21 protein-coding genes are annotated in these 21,451 nt (G+C 65.6%); 16 read left to right on the forward strand and 5 right to left on the reverse strand.

All coding sequences use genetic code 11. The features are described 5' to 3' along the window. Positions 1 to 70: 70 nt before the first annotated feature. The 3 genes from JQ586_RS10885 (at position 71) to JQ586_RS10895 (ending at position 2,785) form a co-directional block, all read left to right on the forward strand. Entirely contained in the window at positions 71 to 985 is a 915-nt protein-coding gene (locus tag JQ586_RS10885) for a dioxygenase (protein WP_212394530.1), read from the forward strand. A 310-nt stretch (positions 986 to 1,295) separates the two neighbouring features. Beyond that, positions 1,296 to 1,721 carry a globin family protein gene (locus tag JQ586_RS10890; protein WP_212394531.1) on the forward strand — a complete coding sequence of 142 codons (426 nt, stop codon included), beginning with the start codon at positions 1,296 to 1,298 and terminating at the stop codon, positions 1,719 to 1,721. 164 nt (positions 1,722 to 1,885) lie between these two features. Then, positions 1,886 to 2,785 (forward strand): SMP-30/gluconolactonase/LRE family protein, encoded by a 900-nt coding sequence (locus JQ586_RS10895; RefSeq protein ID WP_212394532.1) that lies wholly within the window; start codon positions 1,886 to 1,888, stop codon positions 2,783 to 2,785. A gap of 4 nt (positions 2,786 to 2,789) precedes the next feature. Here JQ586_RS10895 and JQ586_RS10900 read toward each other — a convergent pair whose 3' ends face one another. Further along, on the reverse strand, positions 2,790 to 3,989 hold the full coding sequence (locus tag JQ586_RS10900; protein ID WP_212394533.1) for a 3-hydroxybenzoate 6-monooxygenase: 1,200 nt from the start codon (positions 3,987 to 3,989) through the stop codon (positions 2,790 to 2,792). A gap of 22 nt (positions 3,990 to 4,011) precedes the next feature. Beyond that, positions 4,012 to 4,563, reverse strand: a complete 552-nt coding sequence (locus tag JQ586_RS10905; protein ID WP_212394534.1) for a MarR family winged helix-turn-helix transcriptional regulator — start codon at positions 4,561 to 4,563, stop codon at positions 4,012 to 4,014. Positions 4,564 to 4,735: 172 nt separating this feature from the next. Between JQ586_RS10905 and JQ586_RS10910 the strand changes: the two genes are divergently transcribed. From JQ586_RS10910 to JQ586_RS10950, 9 genes are all read left to right on the forward strand, one after another. Beyond that, a complete protein-coding gene (locus JQ586_RS10910) occupies positions 4,736 to 5,710 on the forward strand; it encodes an amidohydrolase family protein (protein ID WP_212394535.1) in 975 nt (324 codons plus the stop codon). Between the two features lie 62 nt (positions 5,711 to 5,772). Beyond that, positions 5,773 to 7,131 (forward strand): MFS transporter, encoded by a 1,359-nt coding sequence (locus JQ586_RS10915; protein WP_212394536.1) that lies wholly within the window; start codon positions 5,773 to 5,775, stop codon positions 7,129 to 7,131. A gap of 3 nt (positions 7,132 to 7,134) precedes the next feature. Beyond that, the gene (locus tag JQ586_RS10920; RefSeq protein WP_212394537.1) at positions 7,135 to 7,614 is read left to right on the forward strand and encodes a DoxX family protein; all 480 of its coding nucleotides are present in this window, start codon (positions 7,135 to 7,137) and stop codon (positions 7,612 to 7,614) included. A gap of 109 nt (positions 7,615 to 7,723) precedes the next feature. Beyond that, entirely contained in the window at positions 7,724 to 8,563 is an 840-nt protein-coding gene (locus tag JQ586_RS10925; RefSeq protein ID WP_212394538.1) for an aldo/keto reductase, read from the forward strand. 220 nt (positions 8,564 to 8,783) lie between these two features. Further along, positions 8,784 to 9,728, forward strand: a complete 945-nt coding sequence (locus JQ586_RS10930; protein WP_249147478.1) for a DMT family transporter — start codon at positions 8,784 to 8,786, stop codon at positions 9,726 to 9,728. 102 nt (positions 9,729 to 9,830) lie between these two features. Beyond that, positions 9,831 to 10,913, forward strand: a complete 1,083-nt coding sequence (locus tag JQ586_RS10935; protein ID WP_212394540.1) for a zinc-binding dehydrogenase — start codon at positions 9,831 to 9,833, stop codon at positions 10,911 to 10,913. A gap of 88 nt (positions 10,914 to 11,001) precedes the next feature. Further along, positions 11,002 to 11,760, forward strand: coding sequence for an SDR family NAD(P)-dependent oxidoreductase (locus JQ586_RS10940; RefSeq protein ID WP_212394541.1), 759 nt, complete (start codon positions 11,002 to 11,004; stop codon positions 11,758 to 11,760). A 4-nt stretch (positions 11,761 to 11,764) separates the two neighbouring features. After that, the gene (locus tag JQ586_RS10945; RefSeq protein ID WP_212394542.1) at positions 11,765 to 13,024 is read left to right on the forward strand and encodes an FAD-binding oxidoreductase; all 1,260 of its coding nucleotides are present in this window, start codon (positions 11,765 to 11,767) and stop codon (positions 13,022 to 13,024) included. An 88-nt stretch (positions 13,025 to 13,112) separates the two neighbouring features. Continuing rightward, positions 13,113 to 13,781, forward strand: a complete 669-nt coding sequence (locus JQ586_RS10950) for an amino acid ABC transporter permease (RefSeq protein ID WP_212394543.1) — start codon at positions 13,113 to 13,115, stop codon at positions 13,779 to 13,781. A 41-nt stretch (positions 13,782 to 13,822) separates the two neighbouring features. On the opposite strand, the gene JQ586_RS10955 is transcribed toward JQ586_RS10950, so the two are convergent. Beyond that, on the reverse strand, positions 13,823 to 14,701 hold the full coding sequence (locus JQ586_RS10955; protein ID WP_212394544.1) for a transporter substrate-binding domain-containing protein: 879 nt from the start codon (positions 14,699 to 14,701) through the stop codon (positions 13,823 to 13,825). Between the two features lie 150 nt (positions 14,702 to 14,851). Beyond that, positions 14,852 to 15,802 (reverse strand): polyphosphate kinase 2, encoded by a 951-nt coding sequence (gene ppk2, locus JQ586_RS10960; RefSeq protein ID WP_212394545.1) that lies wholly within the window; start codon positions 15,800 to 15,802, stop codon positions 14,852 to 14,854. A gap of 144 nt (positions 15,803 to 15,946) precedes the next feature. Here ppk2 and JQ586_RS10965 point away from each other — a divergent pair, with 144 nt between their 5' ends. Next, positions 15,947 to 17,119 carry a fumarylacetoacetate hydrolase family protein gene (locus tag JQ586_RS10965; RefSeq protein ID WP_212394546.1) on the forward strand — a complete coding sequence of 391 codons (1,173 nt, stop codon included), beginning with the start codon at positions 15,947 to 15,949 and terminating at the stop codon, positions 17,117 to 17,119. Between the two features lie 104 nt (positions 17,120 to 17,223). Here JQ586_RS10965 and JQ586_RS10970 read toward each other — a convergent pair whose 3' ends face one another. Further along, positions 17,224 to 18,438, reverse strand: coding sequence for a Spy/CpxP family protein refolding chaperone (locus JQ586_RS10970; RefSeq protein WP_249147459.1), 1,215 nt, complete (start codon positions 18,436 to 18,438; stop codon positions 17,224 to 17,226). 18 nt (positions 18,439 to 18,456) lie between these two features. Between JQ586_RS10970 and JQ586_RS41095 the strand changes: the two genes are divergently transcribed. The 3 genes from JQ586_RS41095 to JQ586_RS10980 all read left to right on the forward strand — a co-directional run bounded on the left by JQ586_RS41095 (position 18,457) and on the right by JQ586_RS10980 (position 21,080). Then, positions 18,457 to 18,987, forward strand: coding sequence for a hypothetical protein (locus JQ586_RS41095; protein ID WP_283815433.1), 531 nt, complete (start codon positions 18,457 to 18,459; stop codon positions 18,985 to 18,987). Positions 18,988 to 19,121: 134 nt separating this feature from the next. Then, a complete protein-coding gene (locus tag JQ586_RS10975; RefSeq protein ID WP_212394547.1) occupies positions 19,122 to 20,531 on the forward strand; it encodes a cytochrome P450 in 1,410 nt (469 codons plus the stop codon). Between the two features lie 93 nt (positions 20,532 to 20,624). After that, entirely contained in the window at positions 20,625 to 21,080 is a 456-nt protein-coding gene (locus JQ586_RS10980; protein WP_212394548.1) for a hypothetical protein, read from the forward strand. Positions 21,081 to 21,451: the final 371 nt, after the last annotated feature.

The raw sequence follows: 21,451 nt of genomic DNA on the forward strand, positions 1-21,451 counted from the left end.
CGCACATGAGCGCTGGTGTAGGCTGGGCCCTGCAATCGCGCCTCAGAGCGCCACAACGGAAACGCCCCAGATGACCCAGTTCAACGACACCGAGCTCACCGCCGCCGTGATCAAGAGCTTCGAGCAGACGCCCAATTCGCGGGCCAGGTTCCTGCTGCAGGAACTGGTGAAGTCGCTGCACGACTATGTGCGCAAGACGGATCTCAGCTTCGAGGAATGGGATACCGCGATCGGCTTCCTCACCCGCACCGGCCAGAAATGCACCGACATCCGCCAGGAGTTCATCCTGCTCTCCGACGTGCTCGGCGTGTCGATGCTGGTCGATGCAGTCAATCACCGCGACCGCGATGGCGCGACCGAGACCACGGTGCTCGGCCCATTCTATGTCGGCGAGCACAAGGTGACGCCGCACGGCAGCGATATTTCCGCCGATCTGTCGGGCGAGCGCATGTTCGTGCAGAGCCGTGTCACCGACCTCGGCGGCAAGCCATTGGCCGGCGTTCCGGTCGATGTCTGGCATGCGGATCAGGATGGCTTCTACGATTCACAGCGCCCGAGCTACGCCACCGACGGCCCGTCCTCGCGCGCCCGCTTTGTCACTGATGCCGATGGCCGCTTCCATTTCCGCACCATCGTGCCGTGCAGCTATCCGATCCCGACCGATGGGCCGGTCGGGCAGATGATCATGCAGACCAACCGTCACCCGATGCGGCCCGCGCATGTGCACTTCCTGGTCAATGCCAGGGGCTATGAACCGCTGATCACGCATGTCTTCGTCGAGGGCGACAAGTACATCGACTCGGACGTCGTGTTCGGCGTGAAGGATGAGCTGATCGCAAGGGTCGAGAAGCGCACCGATCCGGTGATGCCGGACGGCAAGCCGGCGGACGGCCCTTGGCACCTGATGACCTACGAATTCCACGTCAAGCCGGGTGGCGGATTGGCGCCGGCGCCGCTCGGGACCAAGGCGACCGAGGACGCCTGAACGTCATCCAGAGCGAATGCTCAATTCCTGTGCGCCGCACAGGAATTGAGCGTACCGCAAATTTTGCGGGCGCACGCCATCGTCGCACGCGCTGCGGCAGGTTGCGCAAGGCTTTATGACTCAATCCGGTTTTGTGCTCTGGCAGCTTGGCACGATGCTTGAATAGCTCTTGCCGAGCCAGTCGTCGTCCCTCGAGACCACCTCATCCGATTTTGCGGCGCCGCCAGACCGGGGCGGCCTACGGCTCGTCATGGCCGGTCGAGCTCGTCGCAGCGACGCGGCGAGGGCAGCAGCGTGCATGGAGGCACACATGACACCCGACCAGGTCAAGCTCGTCCAGGAGTCCTTTGCCAAGGTCGCGCCGATCTCGGAGCAGGCCGCGGTGATCTTCTACGACCGCCTATTCGAGGTCGCGCCCGCGGTCAAGGCGATGTTCCCCGCTGACATGAGCGAGCAGCGCAGAAAGCTGATGGCCACGCTCGCCGTTGTCGTCAACGGGCTGAGCAACCTGCCGTCGATCCTTCCTGCCGCCAGCGCGCTCGCCAAGCGCCACGTCGACTACGGCGCCAGGCCCGAGCACTATCCCGTGGTCGGCGGCGCGCTGCTCTGGACTCTGGAGACGGGGCTCGGCGACGCCTGGACGCCCGACGTCGCCGCCGCCTGGACCGCGGCCTACGGCACGCTATCGGGCTACATGATATCGGAAGCGTATGGCGGCGCGCAGGCGGCGGAGTAAGACGCGGGACGAGCCGAGGTCTATCCGCGTCATTGCGAGCGAAGCGAAACGATCCATTCGTCCATGCGGGCGGTGAGAATGGATTGCCTCGTCGCCGGCGCTCCTCGCAATGACGGTGAGAACCTCCTATGGTCCATCCGTTCCGCCAACGGGTGAATCAAGAAATGATGTATCTGGAAACGCCGCCCAAACTGATCCCGACCGAGATCTTTTCCGCCGTTCCCGCCGAATTCCGCCGCAAGGTGGCGACCGAATGGGCCGATGCCAACCGGCCGGGCGCGCCGACCGATTGCTTCATCGAGGGACCATCGTTCGATGCCTCCGGCAACCTCCACATCGTCGACATTCCGTTCGGGCGCATCTTCAGGATCGCGCCTGACAAGACCTGGTCCCTGATCGCCGAATATGACGGCTGGCCGAACGGGCTGAAGATCGATCGCACCGGGCGCATCCTGATCGCCGACTACCGGTACGGGCTGATGGAGCTCGACGCCAAGGCTGGCAAGGTCACGCCGCTGCTGCGCTCGCGCAATTCGGAATCGTTCCGCGGCTGCAACGATCTGCACATCGCGTCGAACGGTGACGTCTATTTCACCGACCAGGGCCAGACCGGCCTGCACGATCCGACCGGCCGCGTCTATCGCCTGAGGACCAACGGGCAGCTCGATTGCCTGATCGATACCGGCATCAGTCCCAACGGCCTGGTGCTCGATCCGCACGAGGCGGTGCTGTTCGTCGCCATGACCCGCGACAATGCGGTCTGGCGCGCACCGTTCATGAAGGACGGCAGCGTCTCCAAGGTCGGCCGCTTCTGCTCCCTGTTCGGCCCGAGCGGGCCCGACGGCATGACGATGGACAAAGCGGGGCGGCTGTTCGTCGCGCACGCCTCGCTCGGTCATGTCTTCGTGTTCGCACCGAACGGCGAGTGCATCGCGCGGATCAAGTCCTGCGCCGGCCAGAGCTGCACCAATGTCGCAATCGGCGGCGAGAAGCGCGACCGGCTGTACATCACGGAGTCGGTGACCGGCTCCGTGCTGGTGGCCGATATCAGCGGGCTCGGCTAGATCTTCACGCCGCAGCGCGCGGCCGCCCGGGGAAGGGCGAGTCGTAGAGCCAGGCGAGATTGTCGCAGAACCTCTCGAGACTGGTCGCGCGAATGAGCTCGTTGCGCAGCAGCGCGTGCACGCCGGCGGGATGATAGACGTGGGTGCCGAGCTCCCGGGCCTGAAGCTGGACCCGCGCCGTTCGTATCAGCCGAACCTGCCGGTATTTCTCCAGCGCGTCCTCGAACCTGTCGGGCATCTCGCCAAGCAGGTCGGCCAGCCAGACCGCGTCCTCCAGCGCCATGCAGGCGCCTTGCGCGAAATACTGCAGCATCGGATGCGCGGCATCGCCGAGCAGTACCACGCGTCCGTCAACCCAGCGGTCGGTGGGCTCGCGATCGCAGGTCACCCACGCCTTCCAGTCCTTGCCGTGGTGAATGATCGCCTTCGCGCGGGGATGGACGTCCCGGAAACCCTCAAGCACCTCCTCGTGGCTGACCGGCCTGGCGGCAAAGGCTTCGGACGGGTCGTTGTGGCATGTGATGGCGAGGTTGAAGACCTTCCAGCCCGAAAGCGGGTAGTGCACCAGATGGCATTTCGCACCGGCCCACAGGGTCGCCGCATTCCACCGGAGATCTTCCGGCATCTGCTCGGTCGGAATCACCGATCGATACGTTGTGTGGCCGGCGATCCGCGGCGGGCCGTCGTTGATTGCCTGCTGGCGGATGCGGGACCGCAGCCCGTCGGCGCCGATCAAGAGGCAGCCTCTGACGCGCTCGCCGGATTTCAACTGTGCTGTGACCTCGTCACCGCTCTGGTCATAGCCCGTGACATCGCAATCGCTGCGCAGCGCGATGCCGGGGTGAGCCTCGCAGGCCCGCAGCAGGATGCCGTGCAGGTCGCCGCGATGAACCACCGCGTAGGGATTGCCAAAGCGTCGGCGGAAATAGCTGGTCAGGTCGATGCTGGTGATCTCCTCGGCCGAGATGGCGTCCATCAGGCGCAACTGGTCGATGAACACCGCAATGGAGCGCGCGGCATCGCCGAGATCGAGATGATCGAAGGCGTGAAAAGCGTTCGGGCCCAGCTGGATCCCGGCGCCGATCTCCTGATAGCGCGGCGCGCGCTCCAGAACGGTGACCTGAAAACCCCTGCGTGCCAGCGCGATCGCCGCGGCAAGTCCACCGATGCCGCCGCCTGCAACGATGATCGGATCCCTGCGCATGTTCTCTCCCTGACGTTCGGTTCTATTTCCTCGGTGTCTTGCGCCGCTGCCCGGCGCTGCCTCTCGGGTCGGATTTCGGCTCGCGCATCTCTTTCGACGCTGCCGGCGCGGGCACCTTGATCAGGCCGGCCTCGACCTCGTGCTCGAGCCGGTCGAGATTGCCGTAGAGCTGGACGAGCACCCGCTTGAGCTCCGCCGCCTCCTTCGCCGACATCGCGCCGGTCGCGACTTCCTCGTAGTGCTGCGCGATCGGCATCAGCCGGGACGCCAGCTCTGCGCCATCAGGCGTCAGCGCGACCTGCAGGCTGCGCTGGTCGTTTTCCGGCCGGTCGCGGGTGAGCAGGCCGGCGCGGCTCATATCTGCGACGATGCGCGACAGCGTCGAGACGTCGGCCGACGTCAGCTCGGCAATTTCGCCGAGCCGCAGCGGATGTCCCTGCTCGGACAGCGCGGCAAGCACGCGGTACATCGGCAGCGTCAGCTTCTCGTGACGGATGACGCGGACGAACAAATCGCCCATCCGCACGCCGAGCCTGGCGAGCAGATAGGGAAGCGAATTCGAAAATCGGTACATGGGCTTGGTTCCAGGCGGGAGATCTCCGCCCGGAATAGCCGCCGGTCGTCGCATCGACAACAATTGCATGTCAATAATTTGCATATGCAACTTTTCCATTGACAATTATTTGCGCCGGATGCTTTGCTCTGTCAACACCGAAACGAGCCACGAGCCGGAAGGGACGACGCCAATGCAGGGCAAGATCGCGCTGGAGGAGCACTTCGCCATCGAGGAGACGGTCCGCGACAGCGCGGGCTTCTCGCCGGCCGACGACTGGACCGAGCTCAAGGCGCGGCTGCTCGACATCCAGGAGCGGCGGCTTGCCGAGATGGACGCGCACGGCATCGAGACGATGCTGCTGTCGCTCAATGCGCCGGCGATCCAGGCGATCCCTGACCGCAACCGCGCGCTGGAGCTGTCGCGTCGCGCCAATGATTTCCTCGCCGATCAGGTCGCGCTGCGGCCGCAGCGCTTCCAGGGACTTGCCGCGCTGCCGATGCAGGATCCCGAGGCGGCGGCGCAGGAACTCGAGCGCTGTGTGAGTGCGTTGAAATTCCGCGGCGCGCTCGTCAACGGCTTCAGCGAGGTCGCGGGCCAGGACGGCGCCGTCTACTACGATCGCAGGGAGTTCTGGCCGTTCTGGTCCGAGGTCGAGCGCCTCGACGTTCCGTTCTATCTCCATCCGCGCAACCCGCTGCCTAGGGATGCCGCGATCTACGAGGGCCATCGCTGGCTGATGGGGCCGACCTGGGCGTTCGGCCAGGAGACCGCGGTGCATGCCCTGCGCCTGATGGGCTCGGGCCTGTTCGATGCCTATCCGCGCCTGCAGATCATTCTCGGTCACATGGGCGAAGGCCTGCCGTATTCGATGTGGCGGATCGACAACCACAACAAGTGGATGCGCGCGCAGAACGTCTATCCGGCCAGGCGCAAGATCGCCGACTACTTCCGGGACAATTTCTACATCACGACGTCGGGCAATTTCCGCACCCAGGTGCTGATCGACGCGATGCTCGAGATCGGCGCCGACCGCATCCTGTTCTCGGCCGACTGGCCGTTCGAGAACATCGACCACGCCGCCGAATGGTTCGACACCGCGACCATCGCCGAAGGCGATCGGGTCAAGATCGGCCGCGACAATGCCCGCAGGCTGTTCCGGCTTTAGGACACGCGCCGTTCCAGCCTGCCGCAGAGCAGGGCGCATCATCGATTGCAACGGAGGAGACCGTGAGCACTTCGCCTGAAATCGACGTGCATGAGGAACTGTCCGGCGCGGCCATCGGCCGGCTGCACTGGCTCCTCGGCATCCTGGTCACGCTGATCACTTTGTTCGACGGTTATGACACGTTCAATCCGGCCTATGTCATCCACTATGTTGCGCAGCCCTGGGGGCTGTCGCCCAGCCAGGCGGGGCTACTCGTGAGCTCGGGCCTGGTCGGATTCCTGTTCGGCGCGGTCGGTCACGGCACCGTCGCCGACCGTGTCGGCCGCCGCGGCACGCTGCTGGCCGGCCTCTGGGTCGTCAACGTGTTCACGCTGCTGACAGCAACTCTTGGCAATGACTTCTGGAGCTTCTGCGCGTTGCGCTTCGCGACCGGCCTCGGTCTCGGCGTGCTGCTGCCGCTGGGGACAACCTTCGTCAACGAACTGGCGCCGCGCCGCGTCAGCAACGCATTCTCGCTGTGGGGCGTGACCCTGGGCTGGTCGCTCGGCGGCGTCTGCGCCGGGCTGGTCGGCGTCTACCTGACGCCTCATCACGGATGGCAGATCCTCTACTATCTCGGCGCGCTGTCGATCCCGCTGACCTTCGTGGCTCACGCGGTGCTGCCCGAGAGCCCGCAATTCCTGGCGGCGCGGCGCCGCGTCGACGAACTGCGTGCGCTGCTCGCGCGGCTGCGACCCGAGCGGGCCGCAGTCTATCGTGGCGCGAGCCTTGTCTCGGCCGATGCGAGCAGCTTGCCAAACCCGATCGCGGCGTTGCTCGGTCCGCGCTATCGGCGCGTCTCCCTCACGATCTGGATCACGGCGTTCCTGAGCCTGTTCGCGATCTTCGGACTGACCGGCTGGATCCCGACCGTCATGCAGAAGCGCGGCGAGAGCTTCGCGGCCTCGTTCGGTTTCGGCGCGCTTATGCAGGCGATGTCGTTCGTCGGCGGGCTCGCGCTGGCGATGCTGGCCGATCGCAATCTGTCGGCGACGCCGCGTTACCTCGCCACATGGTGGCTGACCGGCGGCATTGCGGTGCTGGCGCTGGTGTTCGTCAGCGGTCACGGCGTCAACCTCGCGATCGTCGCCGTCGCCGGCTTCTGCATCATCGGCGCCCAGCACGTGCTCAACAATTTCACTGCCGGCTCCTACGAAACCCTGCTGCGCGCCAGCGGCGTCGGCATGGAACTGGGCGTCGGCCGGGTCGGCGCGATCCTGGGTCCCTACGTGATCGGATTGTTGCAGCAGACGACCGGCGGTCCCGACATCGTGTTCTGGGTGATCGGCGGCGCCGCGATCGTCGGCGCATTCGCGATCGGCTCGCTCGGCCTCGTCCCCGCGGCCCGGGCCGCCGCGGTCGATGCTGCACCGGCAGAATGATGATTGAAGACATCAACACCAAGGGAGACATCTGTGTCCAGTTCTACTCACATTGCAGCGGGTGATAACGCCGCCCGGCTTTCCGATTCCTGGGTGCTGCTGTTTGCTCGCCTGGCGATCGCACCCCTGTTCCTCTACAGCGGCATCGGAAAGCTGCTGGCATTCCCGGCGACCGCTGCACGCCTCGGCGCGGCCGACGGCATCGGTGCCGTTCTTGCGGCCGGCGCCACGACGGTCGAGCTTGGCTGTGGTCTTGCTCTGGTGCTGGGCCTGTTCGCGCGCCAGGCGGCCGTCGTACTCCTTCTTTTCACGATCGCTGCGACGTTGATGTTTCACAATTTCTGGGCAGCGCCCGAGGCACAGGTCGTGATGCAGACCATCAATTTCCTGAAGAACCTCGGTCTTCTTGGCGCGCTCGCTCTCATCGCTTTTCACGGACCGGGAAGCTACGCCATGAGCGGCCGCAGTTCCTCTCGCAGCTGATTGCCGTGGTTCTGGATCCCTGCTTTCGCAGGGACGACGGTGTGGAGACATTGTTGCCCGGTTGCTTTATCGTTCTGTGGGGTTGGGGACCACGCAGGACGAGACGACCATGCTCACAAAACAATTCGGCAGGAACGGCCCGCAGGTTCCGGTGATCGGGCAGGGCACCTGGTATCTCGACCGCGGCGACCGCAAGACGGCGATAGCGGCGCTCCGCCGCGGCGTCGACGCCGGCATGACTCACATCGACACCGCGGAGATGTATGGCGACGCCGAGCTCGTGATCGCGGATGCGATCGCGGGTCAGCGCGACAAGATCTTTCTCGTCTCGAAAGTGCTGCCGAACAATGCCTCGCGGCGCGGCACGATCACCGCCTGCGAGCGGTCGCTGAAGCGGCTGAAGACCGATCGGCTCGACTGCTATCTCCTGCATTGGCGCGGACATTATCCGCTTGCTGAAACCGTCGCGGCCTTCGACGAGCTGATCGCGGCCGGCAAGATCCGGTCCTGGGGCGTCAGCAATTTCGACGTCGACGATCTCGACGAGCTGCTCGACGTCGCAGGCGAGGGCAAGATCGCCTGCAATCAGGTGCTCTATCACCTCAGGGAACGCGCGATCGAGCACGCCGTGATCCCGTGGTGCGCGCAGCACGCGGTCGCCGTGGTCGCCTATTCGCCGTTCGGTCACAATGATTTTCCCTCGCCGGAAACCAAAGGCGGTGCGGCGTTGCAATCGATCGCCGATGCGCACAAGGCGACGGTACGCCAGGTGGCGCTGAGCTTCCTCACGCGCGATCCGGCCGTTCTCGCAATTCCGAAGGCGTCGAGCGGCGATCACGCGGCGGAGAATGCGGCGGCAGGCCACCTCAGGCTCAGCGACAGCGAGATCGCAGCGCTCGACAAGGCATTTCCACGCGGGCCGAAGCCGCGCTCGCTGCCGATGCTGTAGCGCTGCCGCGGCACACAATTCCTAACAAACTGTTTCAGTCGCAGTTGTTTGTGGCCTGCGGCGGGAGGTCGCGCGCGCTGACGCATATCGGAGTCCCGTTTTCGGGCATTGTCCCTGCGGCGGAATTGGCGTCTCTAGGGGGCTCGCAGATTCGCATTTTGCCTTCGAGATAGCCGTGACTCCGCCCCCCGCCGCAGCCGCCAGGCTGGACAGCGTATCCCTGCCATTGCCCGAGAGGACATTCGCCGCGCGCAAGGCGCCGGCACGTGCCGATCGGCCGTTCAAGGGCATCGCGCTGATCCTGCTTTCCACCGTTTTTCTCGGCACTTCCGACGTAACAGCGAAATACCTTTCGTCGACGCTGCCCTCGATCGAGATCACCTGGATCCGCTTCGTGGTGTTCGCGCTGATCATGCTGCCCACGATGCTGCCTGGCTCGTCGCTGTTCGCGCTGCGGACGAGCCGCCCCGGCCTGCATGTGCTGCGCGGCTCGGCGCTGCTCGGCTCCTCGCTGCTGTTCATCACGGGCCTGGGCTTCCTGCCGATCGCGGAAGCCTCGGCGACGAGCTTCGTCTCGCCTCTGTTCGTCACCGCGCTCTCGATCGTCTTCCTCGGCGAGAAGGTCGGCATGCGCCGCTGGATCGCGACTGCGGTCGGCCTGATGGGCGTGTTCGTCATCCTGCGGCCGGGCACCGCCGCGTTCCATCCTGCGGCGTTCTTCCCGATCTTCTCGGCTTTCGCCTGGGCCGGCACGCTGATCATGACGCGCATGATGAGCGGCAGCGAACGCCCGCTCACCATCATGGCCTATTCGTCGATCGTCGGCGTCGTCATCGTCTCTGCGCTGGTGCCGTTCGTCTGGGTGGCGCCGACCTGGCACGACATCATGTTCGGCATCCTCGTCGGTGTCGCGTCCACTGCGGGGCAGTGGATCGTGGTGCTCGCGTTCCGCTATGGCGATGCCTCGGTGCTGGCGCCGTTCTCCTACACCCAGCTGGTGTGGGTGAGCTTCCTCGGCTTCCTGGTGTTTGGCGAATTGCCCGACAGCTGGACCATCCTCGGCGCTGCCTTCATCGTCGCCAGCGGCCTCTATACCGCCCACCGCGAGCGCGTGCGCCGCTCGCAATTGCTCGCTGTGGCGAGCGAGCCGTCGCCGAACGCCTGACCATTGTGGTCCCGTGCCGGGCCTGGATCCCGGCAAGGGTGTTATGCGCTATTCGTGGTGATCCTCCGTGCTACTGTTCTGCAAACGGAACAGCGAGGAATCATGCGCGCAGCCATCTTCAGGAACGGCGAGATCGTCGTTGACACGATGCCGGAGCCGGTGCCCGGCGCCGGCCAGGTGCTGGTCAAGTCGCTCGCCTGCGGCATCTGCGGCTCCGATCTGCATGCGCGCAAGCATGCCCACCGCATGGTGGAGCTGACCAAATTCTTTCCCGGCCGCACGCCGATGGATCTCTCGCGCGACGTCGTATTCGGCCATGAGTTCTGCTGCGAGATCCTCGACTATGGACCCGACACCGCGCGCAAGCTGAAGCCGGGCACCAAGGTGTGCTCGCTGCCGGCGCTGGTGACGCCGCAGGGCCCGCGGGGCATCGGATATTCCAACGAATATGCCGGCGGCTATGCCGAACGGATGCTGCTCAGCGAGCCGCTGCTGCTGGAGGTGCCGAACGGGCTCGCCGCCGAGCATGCCGCGCTCACCGAGCCGCTCGCGGTCGGCGTGCACGCGGTGGCGAAGGCGGATATTCGCGGCGGCGAGGTGCCGCTGGTGATCGGTTGTGGCCCGGTCGGGCTCGCAGTGATCGCGGCGCTCAGGATCAAGGGGCTGCATCCGATCATCGCCGCCGACTATTCGCCGACCCGGCGCAAGCTTGCCGAGAGGATGGGTGCAGACGTCGTGATCGACCCCGCCGGGACCCAGCCCTATGCGCGCTGGGCCGAACATGCCGAGATGTCGCCGGAGCAGAAGGCGGCACGGCCGCCGTTCCAGGCGCATCTTCCGGCGCTGAAGCCCGCGCTGATCTTCGAATGCGTCGGCGTGCCCGGCCTGTTGCAGCAGGTGTTCGAAGGCGCGCCGCGCGACGCCCGCATCGTCGTGGTCGGCGTCTGCATGGAGACCGACCGCTCCGAGCCGATGCTCGGCATCCTCAAGGAGCTCAACGTTCAATATGTGCTCGGCTACACGCCGGAGGAATTCGCCTATTCGCTGCGCCTGATCGCGGAAGGGCAGGTCGATGCCGCATCGCTGGTGACCGGCCGCGTCGGCATCGACGGCGTGGCGCAGGCATTCGCCGATCTCGCGAGCCCGGAGGCGCACACCAAGATCCTCGTCGAGCCCTGGCGGTAGCTTCTCCCGGTATCGGCAAGTCGATTTGCATTTCGCGGCACCGAACCTATAGTTCGCTGTCCTCGAAGCATCCGATCTTGCGCGGTTCATGCGAGTTTCAATCATCACGGGAGGCGGCTCCGGCATTGGTGCAGCGGTTGCGCGCCTTCTCGCGGGCCCCGATCAATGCCTGATGCTGCATGGACAGGCCGCGGAAGCCGCCGGCCTCGCGCGGCTGACCGCGGTCGCCGGGGAGTGCCGGTGCGCCGGTGCAAAGGTCGAGATCCGCACTGGCGATCTCGCCAGGGCCGGTGCCGGCGCCGAGCTCGTCGACGCGACGCGTGCCACGTTCGGGCCGATCGACAGCATCGTGCATGCGGCGGGTTTTGCCGACCGGCGCGATTTCGCCAGCCTGCCGCGCGAGGCGCTGGAGCGCGCGTTTGCGGTGATGGCGGCCGCATTCCACGAGATGGCCGCCGCGGCGCTGCCGGACCTGACGCGCAACGCGCATGGCCGCGTCGTCGCCGTCTCGAGCTTCGGGCCGCATCGGTTCGTGCCCGGCGGCACCTTTCCCGGATCGGCGGCGGCCAAGGCCGCACTCGAGGTGCTGGTGAAGTCGCTGGCGATCGAGCTTGCTGCCTCCGGCGCGACCGCCAATGCCGTGACGCCCGGCTACACGCGCAAGGATCCCGGCCTCGTCGGCGCGCTCGATCCCGCGACCTGGGAGCGGGTCGCCAAGGCCAATCCGATGCAGCGGCTGGCGACGCCGGAGGAGGTCGCTGCCGTCATCTCGTTCCTGCTGTCGCCGGAGGCGGGCCATGTTACGGGTGCCACGCTGCCGGTCGATGGCGGCCTGACCTTGATGTGATCGGATGAGCGGGGAAGCATTGCCACAACAGGTCGACGTCGCCGTGCTCGGTGCCGGCATGGTCGGCATCTCCGCCGGCCTCGCGGCGCGGCAGCGCGGCCTCTCGGTCATTGTCGTCGACCGGCGCGAGCCCGGCAGCGAGACCTCCCATGGCAATGCCGGCATTCTCTCGTCGGGCTCGATCCTGCCGCTCAACACGCCTGCGCTGCTGAGGAACCTGCCGAAATATCTGAGCAACCGGCATCCGGCGCTGCGCTGGAATATTCCCTGGGCGATCGCCAATGCCAACTGGGTGATCCGCTTCCTCGCCAGCGCCACGCCGTCGCAGACCAGGCCGCGTGCCGCCGCGCTCAACGGCCTGATCGCGACATCGCTGAAGCTGCATCGCGACTGGATCGTGCAGGCGGGAGCGGGGCATCGCATCCGCGAGACCGGCTGGCTGAAGGCCTGGCGCACCGACGGGCTCGCCGCGGCCAAGTCCGAGCAGGCGGCGCTCGCCGAATTCGGCGTCAAGAGCGAGGTGCTCGACCGCCAGGCGATCTCCGCGCTCGAGCCCAACATCGTCCCGGTCTACAGCACGGGCCTGCTGCACACGCAGACGGCGTCGGTCGATTCACCCGGTGCCGTGGTCAGGGCCTATGCGAAGATGCTGGTCGATGGCGGCGGCGCCGTCAGGCAATCCGACATCAGATCGCTCGCGGCACTGGGCGATGCCTGGCGCGTGGTGCTGGCGGACGGCGAGATCAGGGCGCGTCACGTCGTGGTCGCACTCGGACCATGGTCGGCCGAGCTGCTGCGGCCGCTCGGCTATCGCGTGCCGCTGGCGTTCGAGCGCGGCTATCACCAGCACTTCGTGCCGAACCCGGCGCGCCAATTGCTGCGGCCGATCCACGATGCCGACGGCGCCTTCGTGATGACGCCGATGGAGCAGGGCATTCGCATCACCAGCGGCGTCGAGCTCACCGCGCGCGACGCGCCGTCGAATTTTTCGCAGCTCGAGGCCGCGGTGCCGCTGGCACGCGGCGTGATCGAGTTCGGCGATGAGGTCGGCGAACGCTGGCGCGGCGCGCGGCCGACCTTGCCCGACAGCCTGCCGATGATCGGCCAGGCGCCGCGGCATCGCGGTCTCTGGCTCGCTTTCGGCAACCAGCACATCGGCTTCACCACCGGCCCCGGAACGGGCGCAGCGGTCGCGGCGATGATTGTGGGCGCAGCGCCGCCGTTCGATGCGCGGGCGTTCTCGCCGGACCGCTATATCGCGTGACTTGATATCGCGTGACTTGGGCCATCCTGCCTGCGATGCTCGAACATCAGATCGGCTGTCGCGGGACATCCGGTAACCGAGGGGCAGGATGAGCTACGTTTGGGATTTCGGCATCCTTGCCAAATACAGCCACTTGTTCTGGCTCGGGCTCGGCTGGACCATCGCCTACACGATCGGCACCATCATCCTGGGGACCCTGATCGGCCTGATCGTCGGCATGCTGCGGCTGCGGCGCATCCCGGTCATCGACTGGCTCCTGGTTGCCTATATCGAGCTGTTTCGCTGCACGCCGCTGCTGGTGCAGATCATCTGGTTCTATTACGCCTTTCCTGTCGTGATCGGGGTCAACATCCCGGCGCATGTCGCAGCCGTCAGCGTGCTCTCGCTCTACGGCGGTGCATTCTATGCCGAGATCGTGCGCGGCAGCATCGAGAGCGTGCCGGTCGGGCAGTGGGATGCGGCGAAGGCGCTCGGCTTCCGCGGCTGGCGCCTGATGCGGCTCGTCATCCTGCCACAGGCGCTGAAGCCGATGATGGCGCCTTATGTCAACCAGTCGGTCACGCAGCTGAAGAACACCTCGCTGGTGTCGATCATCGCGGTGCCCGATCTCGTCTACAACGCGACGCTGATCAATGCGGACACTTACAGGCCGCTCGAGGTCTACACCATCGTGGCGCTGATCTATTTCGCGATATTGTTTCCTTCGACGCTGGTGGGGCGGCACCTCGAGCGCGGGCTGACCTACGACAGGGTGTGATCTCCAACTGCCTCTCCCGCAAGCGGGAGAGGCAGTCTCAATCAAATATTCAGCTCCACCGGCACATCCTCCGGCTTGACCCCCGACAGTGCGAGGCCCTTGACGAACCACTCGCGCATCTGGCCGATGCCCCTGTTGTAGTCGACCCACACCGACAGGAAATCGCGCCAGCGTTTGTCGGGCTCGCGGCGCACCGCCATGCCGCTCGCGATCGTCACGGTCGGCGACTGCAGGATCTTGTAGGTGCCGAGATTCGGGTTCTTGGCGATCGCCGTCAGGCCCAGCACCAGCGCGTTGACGACGACATCGACGCGGCCCGACGACATTTCGAGCATCACCTCGTCGCGCGACTTCAGCGACTTGATGGTCGCATTGGGCGCGAAGCGTCGCGCCACAGCCTCGTTGGCCGAGCCGACGTCGACTGCGATCTTCACCTCGGGCTTGTTGATGTCGGCCCAGGTCCTGGCCTCGAGTCCCTTCTTCAGCATCGCGCCGAACGGGTGCGGAAACACCAGGTTGGTGAAGTCGACCACCAGCGCGCGCTGCGGGGTCGGGTTGAGCGCAAAGCCGAGGTCGATCTTGTTGGCTTGCAGGTCCAGGATCGAATTGCCGTAGGTCGATTCGACATATTCCAGCTTGACGTCGAGCAGCTTGGCCAGATCGTTCGCCATCTCGATCGAGAAGCCGGACCAGGTGCCCGACGCGAGATCCTTGTTGAAATAGGGCAGCTCGCCCGGCAGCACGGCGATGCGCAGCACCTTGTTGGCGCGGACACGGTCCAGCGTATTGTCGGCGGAGGTCTGCGCGGAGACCGGGGTCGCCATCGCGGCCGCGAACGCGGCGCCGCTGCCGATGCCGAGCGCGTAACGCAGCGCGTCGCGGCGGTCTTCGGAAATTTTCACATCGTCGGAATCAGTCACGAGGGCCTCCCTGCACCAGATCGGGAAAGCCTAGCGTCGGCGTCCGGCGCCAGCAATACCGCCGGTCTGCGCCATTAGTAGGCGAGGCGATCGGGCGTCCTTCACCTCCCCCGCAAGCGGGAGAGGGAGCGAAGCTTGCGTGTGGTGAGGTCAGAACTTCGCCGGGACGTACATCTCCGGCGGGATCGGGCCGCGGTGATAGTCGGGATTGCGTACCCGCGGCGGCAGCGTGACGCCGGCGTGCTCGACCTGCTGATAGGGGATCTGGCTCAGGAGATGCGAGATGCAGTTGAGCCGGGCGCGCTTCTTGTCGACGGCATCGACGATCCACCACGGTGACTCCGGCAGGTGCGTATGCTCCAGCATCGTCTCCTTGGCCTTGGTGTAGAGCTCCCAGCGACTGCGCGCCTCGACATCCATCGGGCTCAGCTTCCACTGCTTCAGCGGATCATGGATACGCATCGTGAAGCGGAACTGCTGCTCCTCGTCGGTGATCGAGAACCAGTATTTCAACAGGATCGCGCCCGAGCGGATCAGCATCCGCTCGAAATCCGGCACCGTGTTGAAGAACTCCTGATACTGCTCGTCGGTGCAGAAGCCCATGACCTTCTCGACGCCGGCACGGTTGTACCAGGAGCGATCGAACAGCACGATCTCGCCGCCGGCCGGCAGATGCGCGACATAGCGCTGGAAGTACCACTGCGTGCGCTCGCGCTCGTTCGGCGCCGGCAGCGCCGCAACGCGGCAGATGCGCGGATTGAGCCGCTGGGTGATGCGCTTGATGACGCCGCCCTTGCCGGCGGAATCGCGCCCCTCGAACAGGATGACGACCTTCTTCTTCTCGTGGTGCACCCAGTCCTGCAGCTTCACCAGTTCGCCCTGCAGCCGCAGCAGCTCCTTGAAATAGACCTTGCGGTCGAGCGACGGGTGGAGGGCATGGGCTCCGTGGTCGAGGTCGTCGAGCCTGGCATCGTCGAGCTCGAGCTCGAGTTCCTCGTCGAGGCTGTCGGTCATCTCCTGCTGGATGCGCACACGCAGGGCTTCGTTGCGCGCGGCTTCATCGCGCGAGGCGTCCGGAGACAGGGCTTCGTGGGCAGTCATGAATCCATCTTTCCATGATGTGTGGATCGCGCGGGAGCATTGACGGGCCGTGTTACTCTCGTGTGACATTGTGATGACGGCCGTTTCACAGCCGCGCACGGACTGTGCTAACAAGCGCCAACAACTCAGAAACGGGAGAATTCGATGATCACGCTCACGCCCAGGGACGTCCTGCCGGATGACTCGACCGCCGGCACATTGGTCGGGCGGGTGTGGCTGCCGCAGGCCGGCGGTCCGGCCGTCGTGGCGGTCCGTGCCGACGGTGTATTCGACGTCACGGCGCGCTTCTCGACGGTGAGCGCGCTCTGCGACGAGGGTGATCCCGCGGCCGCGCTGCGCGCGACCAGGGGCGAGCGGATCGGCGACCTCGAGGCCATCCTTGCCAACACGCCGCCCGATCGCCGCGACACCGCCAGACCGCATCTGCTCGCGCCGGTCGATCTCCAGGTGCTCAAGGCGGCCGGCGTCACTTTCGCGGTCTCGATGCTGGAGCGCGTCATCGAGGAGCGGGCGCGCGGCAACCCGTCATCGGCGGAAGCGATCCGCAAGGAGGTGGTGCGCCTCGTCGGCGACGACTTCTCCAGGCTGAAGCCGGGCTCGGCGGAGGCAGCGAAGCTGAAGCAGGTGCTGATCGAGCAGAACGCCTGGAGCCAGTATCTGGAGGTCGGCATCGGCCCCGACGCGGAGGTCTTCACCAAGGCGCCGACGCTGTCGTCGGTCGGCACCGGGATGGATGCCGGGCTGCACCCGAAATCGACCTGGAACAACCCGGAGCCGGAGGTCGTCCTCGTGGTGTCGAGCGCCGGCAGGATCGTCGGCGCCGCGCTTGGCAACGATGTCAACCTGCGCGACTTCGAGGGCCGCTCTGCGCTGCTGCTGTCGAAGGCCAAGGACAACAACGCGTCGTGTGCGATCGGTCCGCTGCTCCGTCTGTTCGATGCGACCTTCTCGCTCGATGACGTGCGCAGGATGGATGTCGGCCTGACCGTGACCGGCACCGACGGCTTCGTGCTCGAGGGCCATTCCTCGATCGGCAAGATCAGCCGCGACCCGACCGACCTCGTCGCGCAGACCATCTCGGCGGTGCATCAATATCCCGACGGATTCGCGCTGTTTCTCGGCACCATGTTCGCGCCGGTCAAGGACCGCGACGCACCGGGCCAGGGCTTCACCCACAAGCGCGACGACATCGTCACTATTGCCGCGCCCCAGCTCGGCAGGCTCGTCAACCGCATGCGCAACAGCGACGAATGCGAGCACTGGACGTTTGGCGTCGGCGCGTTGATGAAGAACCTGGCGCAGCGGAAGGTGATCTAGCCGATCGTACCGTCATTGCGAGCGGATTGCTTCGCTTCGCTCGCAATGACGACTTGCAATGACGACTTGCAATGACGACTTGGGCAGTCGCAGGGCGTTCGCCGCTACAACCCCATCATCCGGAACACCATGCCTGGCACGTTGAGTCCGTAATAATGATGGCGGCGATGATGCCGCCGCGGGCGCTCGTCGTTATCGGTGCCCATCGCCGTGCCGGTGCTGTCCCGCTCGGGGCCGATCGCGTCGAATGCGGCCTTCTGCTCGTCGCTGAGCGAGTTGTAGAAATTGTCCAGGGCCGGGCGCACCGTCCCGATCGCCTGGAGCATGGAATCCAGCCGCGCTGCGACGGCGGCAAGCCGGGCCGGCGGCGTGCGCGCATCTGCGGGCGGACATGACGACTTCAGGATGTCCTCTGCCTTCGCAGCGGCGTCCTGCAGGTCCTTGAGGCTGGCCTGCTGCGCCTCGGTCGGCATCACCCTGCTTGCGATGAGGTCGCCCGGCCACGCGGTGGCGGCAGACTGCGCCGCATTGCAGTTGCCGCTCTCGGCGGTCTTCTCGCGATCCGCGCTGCCGCCGCGCGACCGCCGCTGGTTGTCTGCCAGCGCGGTCACCCTGGCTTTCTGCTCGTCGTTGAGCAGCCCATAGAACTTGTCCAGCGCCGGTTGCAGGATGCCGACGGCGTTGCGCATGGCCTCGACACGCTGCTGCATCGCGGCAAGGCGGCTCGGCGCGGTCAGCGCAATGTCCCTGGGGCACGAGTTGAGTATGGCTTCGGACGCCTTCTGCGAGGCCGCCGCGAGCTCGTCGAGCGCGGCGCTCTGCTCGGCATTCGGCTGGATGGCGTCGCGGAACTGCTCGATCGGGAAGCCGGCGATGTCGCGGCTGTCGCTTCCGCACATGTCGGCGAGCGTCGCCGTGCCGGAGCCGCCGGATGTGACGGCCGCGCGGGATCCGCCATGGCCGGGCAGGTATCCGGCGTAGCCGCTCAGGGCATCATAGCCGTAGGGGTCGAACAGGCCGGCGTATAGATCCGCATAGCCGTAGTCCCAGAAATACGGATCGTAGTCCCAGCCCCACCAGGCGTAATCGTAGAGATCATAGTAAGCGTAAGGCCAGAACACCGGACCGACCCAGCCGAAGCCGCCATGCGGATGTCGCCACCACCAGCCGCCATTGTGATGGGCCCAGACCGCGCCCGCAGCGGCCGTCGTGATCGCGGCGCGCGTCATCGGGTTGCGCAGGCCGCCGGGCTGGTGCAGAGCGGCTCGGACCTGACGGGAGGCCAGGGAGTGACCGACGGCGCCGGCGTTGTGCCGCATCACGGCGGCCGAGGGCGCATGTCGACCGGCGAAGGCGCCATGTGCGACCGCCGGATTGTGTACATTGGCGTGCGACGGGAATTGGTGCGCACCAGCGCCGCGTCCCATTCCCGGCGCGGCATGAACGGCTCCCATTCTCGGGGCAGCGTGAATGGTGTGAAAGCCGCCGCCACGAAAGCCGCCGCCACCGGCGTGGAAGCCGCCACCACCACCATGGAAGCCGCCACCACCATGGAAACCACCAGGCGCGCCGCCGTGAAATCCGCCACCGCCATGGAAGCCACCGCCACCACCGCCATGGAAGCCGCCGCCGCCACCACCATGGAAGCCACCGCCACCACCGCCATGACCGCCGCCGCCGCCGCCACCACCACCATGGGCCGCGTCGGCTGGATTCGTCGACAGCGCTGTCGATGCTGCGATGGCGGCAATCGCGACGAGCGCGAGCAACGAGACGGGTTTGCGACCGGCAGCTCCCAGCATGTCTATACCTTCAAGCGGTTCGGACATTCATTGGCACGTGACGTCAACACCTTGCGCCGCCAATAGGTTCCTGCCGCAGCGCGATCCGTACGACCAGTGTTGTTCGTGGTGGTCCCGCCTGCAGTGGACTCGATCCCTGGAACCGGGCATCTTCGTGCGGCGTTCATCAAACTTATTTGAAGCCGACGGCGGTTTTTTCCATGCTGCGTTGCCGCGAACCGGATTTCTGCCCGCCCGCGCCGCGCCCGCCGCCACGCCGGCTGGGACTTGTCGAAACGCTGATCAGGCTGCGGCGCAATCCGCTCGAATGCTGGAGTGCGGAATGCTTTGACGAGCCGATCGTGAACATCCGCCTGCCGTTCGCCGATACGTTTCTGGTTCATCATCCCCAGGCCATCAAGCGCGTGCTGATGGACAATGCGAAGAACTATCCGAAGGACACGATCCAGCGCCGGATCCTCTCGTTCGGCCTGTCGGACGGTTTGCTGAGCGTCGAGGGAGAGCGATGGGAAGCCCAGCGGCGATCGCTCGCGCCATTGTTCGCGCGCCGCACCGTCAACGGCTTCGCCGGGGCGATGCTGGCAGCCGCAAACGACCTTGCCATGACATGGGCGAAGCTCGGGCCTGGCGCAGTGATCGACGCCGCTGCCGAAATGACCGTGGTCACCCTGAACGTGCTTGCGCGCACGATCTTCTCGGACGGGATCGGCGGGGACATCACCGAATTTCGGATGGCGATGAACGCCTATTTCGGTGCCGTCGGCCGTATCGGGGCGCTCGACCTGTTCGGTGCGCCCACGTTCGTCCCGCGCCCCGGCCATCGCCGCCTGCGCCGGACGATGGCCTATTTCGAGACGGTGATCGACCGGATCATCGAATTGAGGCGCCTGAGACTGGCGGATACTGCCGAGCGCCCAAACGACCTTCTGACCCTGCTGCTGTGCTCGCTTGATCCTGCGACCGGTGGACGACTGAGCCTGAAGGAGGTTCGCTCCAACATTCTCACCTTTCTGTCCGCGGGCCACGAGACGACTGCGAACACGCTCGCCTGGTCGCTGTTTCTGTTGTCGCAGGCGCCGGAATGGCGATCGCGCGTGCTGGAGGAAGCCATGCGCGAGCTGGTCGATCCGGCAGACGATCTGGCCGATCGTCTGATCGTGACGAAGGCCGTCATCGAGGAAGCGCTGCGCCTCTACCCGCCGATCGCGGCACTGAGCCGGACGGCGATCGAAGCCGATACGCTGGGCGATTTTGCCGTGAAGCCGCGATCCCTGATCGTGATCGCGCCCTATGTCCTGCACCGGCATCACCGGCTATGGAGCAACCCTGCCGCGTTCGATCCGTCGCGCTTCCTGCCCGAGAGCCGCGGCGACATTCCGCGGTTCGCCTATTTGCCCTTCGGGGTCGGACCCCGCACCTGCATCGGTTCGTCCTTCGCCTTGCAGGAGGCCGCGATCGTGCTTGCGGTGCTGGTCAGCCGCTTCGAGATGCAGCTGCTGCCGGGCGCCGAAGTGTGGCCGCATCAGCGCATCACGCTGCGTCCGGCCAAGGGGCTGCCGATGGCGATCACCCGAAGGCCGGCGTCGTCGCCGCTTCCCGCGATGGCCTGAGGGATGTGTCGCGCAACTGCCACGCATTGATCTGCCCAAGAGCTACAGGGGACGAAAGTGCCAGTCAAAATTCAGCCGATCCAGGAGAATGTCTTGCATAACTGGCAGCGATTGGTCCGCGCGCTTGTTTTTTTCGCTTTCTGCGGCTTCACGGGACAGCCAGCCTACGCCGATGGCTCCGTATCATCGCTAGGCATGGGCTATGGCGCGCGCGATCAGGCAGAGTTTGCGCGATTCCTGGCCGTGATACAGCAGTATAACGCGTCGGGAGAGCGCTTTCGCATCGACGGCCACTGTCAATCCGCCTGTACGATGTTCCTTTCGATACGCCATGTCTGCATCACGCCTGACGCGACCCTGTTGTTTCACGCTGGCGGCTCCATGAGAACGGGCATCATCAACCCCTCCACCACGCAGCAAATGCTCAGCACTTATAAGGCTGCCTTGCGCAAATATGTCACCGTCAACCATTTCATGGATACGCTTGCCTTTCATTCGATTTCCGGTGACGAGATCATCAAGCGCTTCGGCTACCCGGCATGCCGGTAGGCAGTTTCGCCTCAATCACTGATTTGCCCGACGGCGCAAGCCCCTCCAGTAAAAATATTTCGGTTTATCAGTAGGTCAAATCAGTGTATAGAGTTCCCGTCTCACCCGCTCGAGGGGCGCTCGCGATCGTCACGAACGTTGCGGTGGGATGCGGTGGACGCCGCATGCGTGACTGACGAGAGCGCATGAGGCGGACGGCGAAATCGTGCAGGCCTGACGCCCTGGTGGCAGGTGTCCTCTCGTGAAGCGTGCGCAAGCATCTTTGCGAAAGCGGTGACAAAAGAGCCCAGTCTCACCGGGGCGAGCACGTATAAGCCGTAACCCATCGCGCAGGGAAAGCCGGGTTGTTCCGGTTACACCTGTGGTCCTAC

The organism is Bradyrhizobium jicamae, assembly GCF_018130215.1.
Classification (GTDB): Bacteria; Pseudomonadota; Alphaproteobacteria; order Rhizobiales; family Xanthobacteraceae; genus Bradyrhizobium; species Bradyrhizobium jicamae_A.

What these genes read in the sequence shown, in the direction of transcription:
- JQ586_RS10905 (WP_212394534.1), bottom strand. Translation starts at nt 4,563, where the DNA reads ATGTACCGATTTTCGAATTCGCTTCCCTATCTGCTCGCCAGGCTCGGC.
- JQ586_RS10975 (WP_212394547.1), top strand. Translation starts at nt 19,122, where the DNA reads ATGCTGCGTTGCCGCGAACCGGATTTCTGCCCGCCCGCGCCGCGCCCG.
- JQ586_RS10945 (WP_212394542.1), top strand. Translation starts at nt 11,765, where the DNA reads ATGAGCGGGGAAGCATTGCCACAACAGGTCGACGTCGCCGTGCTCGGT.
- JQ586_RS10965 (WP_212394546.1), top strand. Translation starts at nt 15,947, where the DNA reads ATGATCACGCTCACGCCCAGGGACGTCCTGCCGGATGACTCGACCGCC.
- JQ586_RS10935 (WP_212394540.1), top strand. Translation starts at nt 9,831, where the DNA reads ATGCGCGCAGCCATCTTCAGGAACGGCGAGATCGTCGTTGACACGATG.
- JQ586_RS10940 (WP_212394541.1), top strand. Translation starts at nt 11,002, where the DNA reads ATGCGAGTTTCAATCATCACGGGAGGCGGCTCCGGCATTGGTGCAGCG.
- JQ586_RS10950 (WP_212394543.1), top strand. Translation starts at nt 13,113, where the DNA reads ATGAGCTACGTTTGGGATTTCGGCATCCTTGCCAAATACAGCCACTTG.
- JQ586_RS41095 (WP_283815433.1), top strand. Translation starts at nt 18,457, where the DNA reads ATGTCGACCGGCGAAGGCGCCATGTGCGACCGCCGGATTGTGTACATT.
- JQ586_RS10900 (WP_212394533.1), bottom strand. Translation starts at nt 3,989, where the DNA reads ATGCGCAGGGATCCGATCATCGTTGCAGGCGGCGGCATCGGTGGACTT.
- JQ586_RS10910 (WP_212394535.1), top strand. Translation starts at nt 4,736, where the DNA reads ATGCAGGGCAAGATCGCGCTGGAGGAGCACTTCGCCATCGAGGAGACG.
- JQ586_RS10890 (WP_212394531.1), top strand. Translation starts at nt 1,296, where the DNA reads ATGACACCCGACCAGGTCAAGCTCGTCCAGGAGTCCTTTGCCAAGGTC.
- ppk2 (WP_212394545.1), bottom strand. Translation starts at nt 15,802, where the DNA reads ATGACTGCCCACGAAGCCCTGTCTCCGGACGCCTCGCGCGATGAAGCC.
- JQ586_RS10970 (WP_249147459.1), bottom strand. Translation starts at nt 18,438, where the DNA reads ATGCGGCACAACGCCGGCGCCGTCGGTCACTCCCTGGCCTCCCGTCAG.
- JQ586_RS10885 (WP_212394530.1), top strand. Translation starts at nt 71, where the DNA reads ATGACCCAGTTCAACGACACCGAGCTCACCGCCGCCGTGATCAAGAGC.
- JQ586_RS10925 (WP_212394538.1), top strand. Translation starts at nt 7,724, where the DNA reads ATGCTCACAAAACAATTCGGCAGGAACGGCCCGCAGGTTCCGGTGATC.
- JQ586_RS10895 (WP_212394532.1), top strand. Translation starts at nt 1,886, where the DNA reads ATGATGTATCTGGAAACGCCGCCCAAACTGATCCCGACCGAGATCTTT.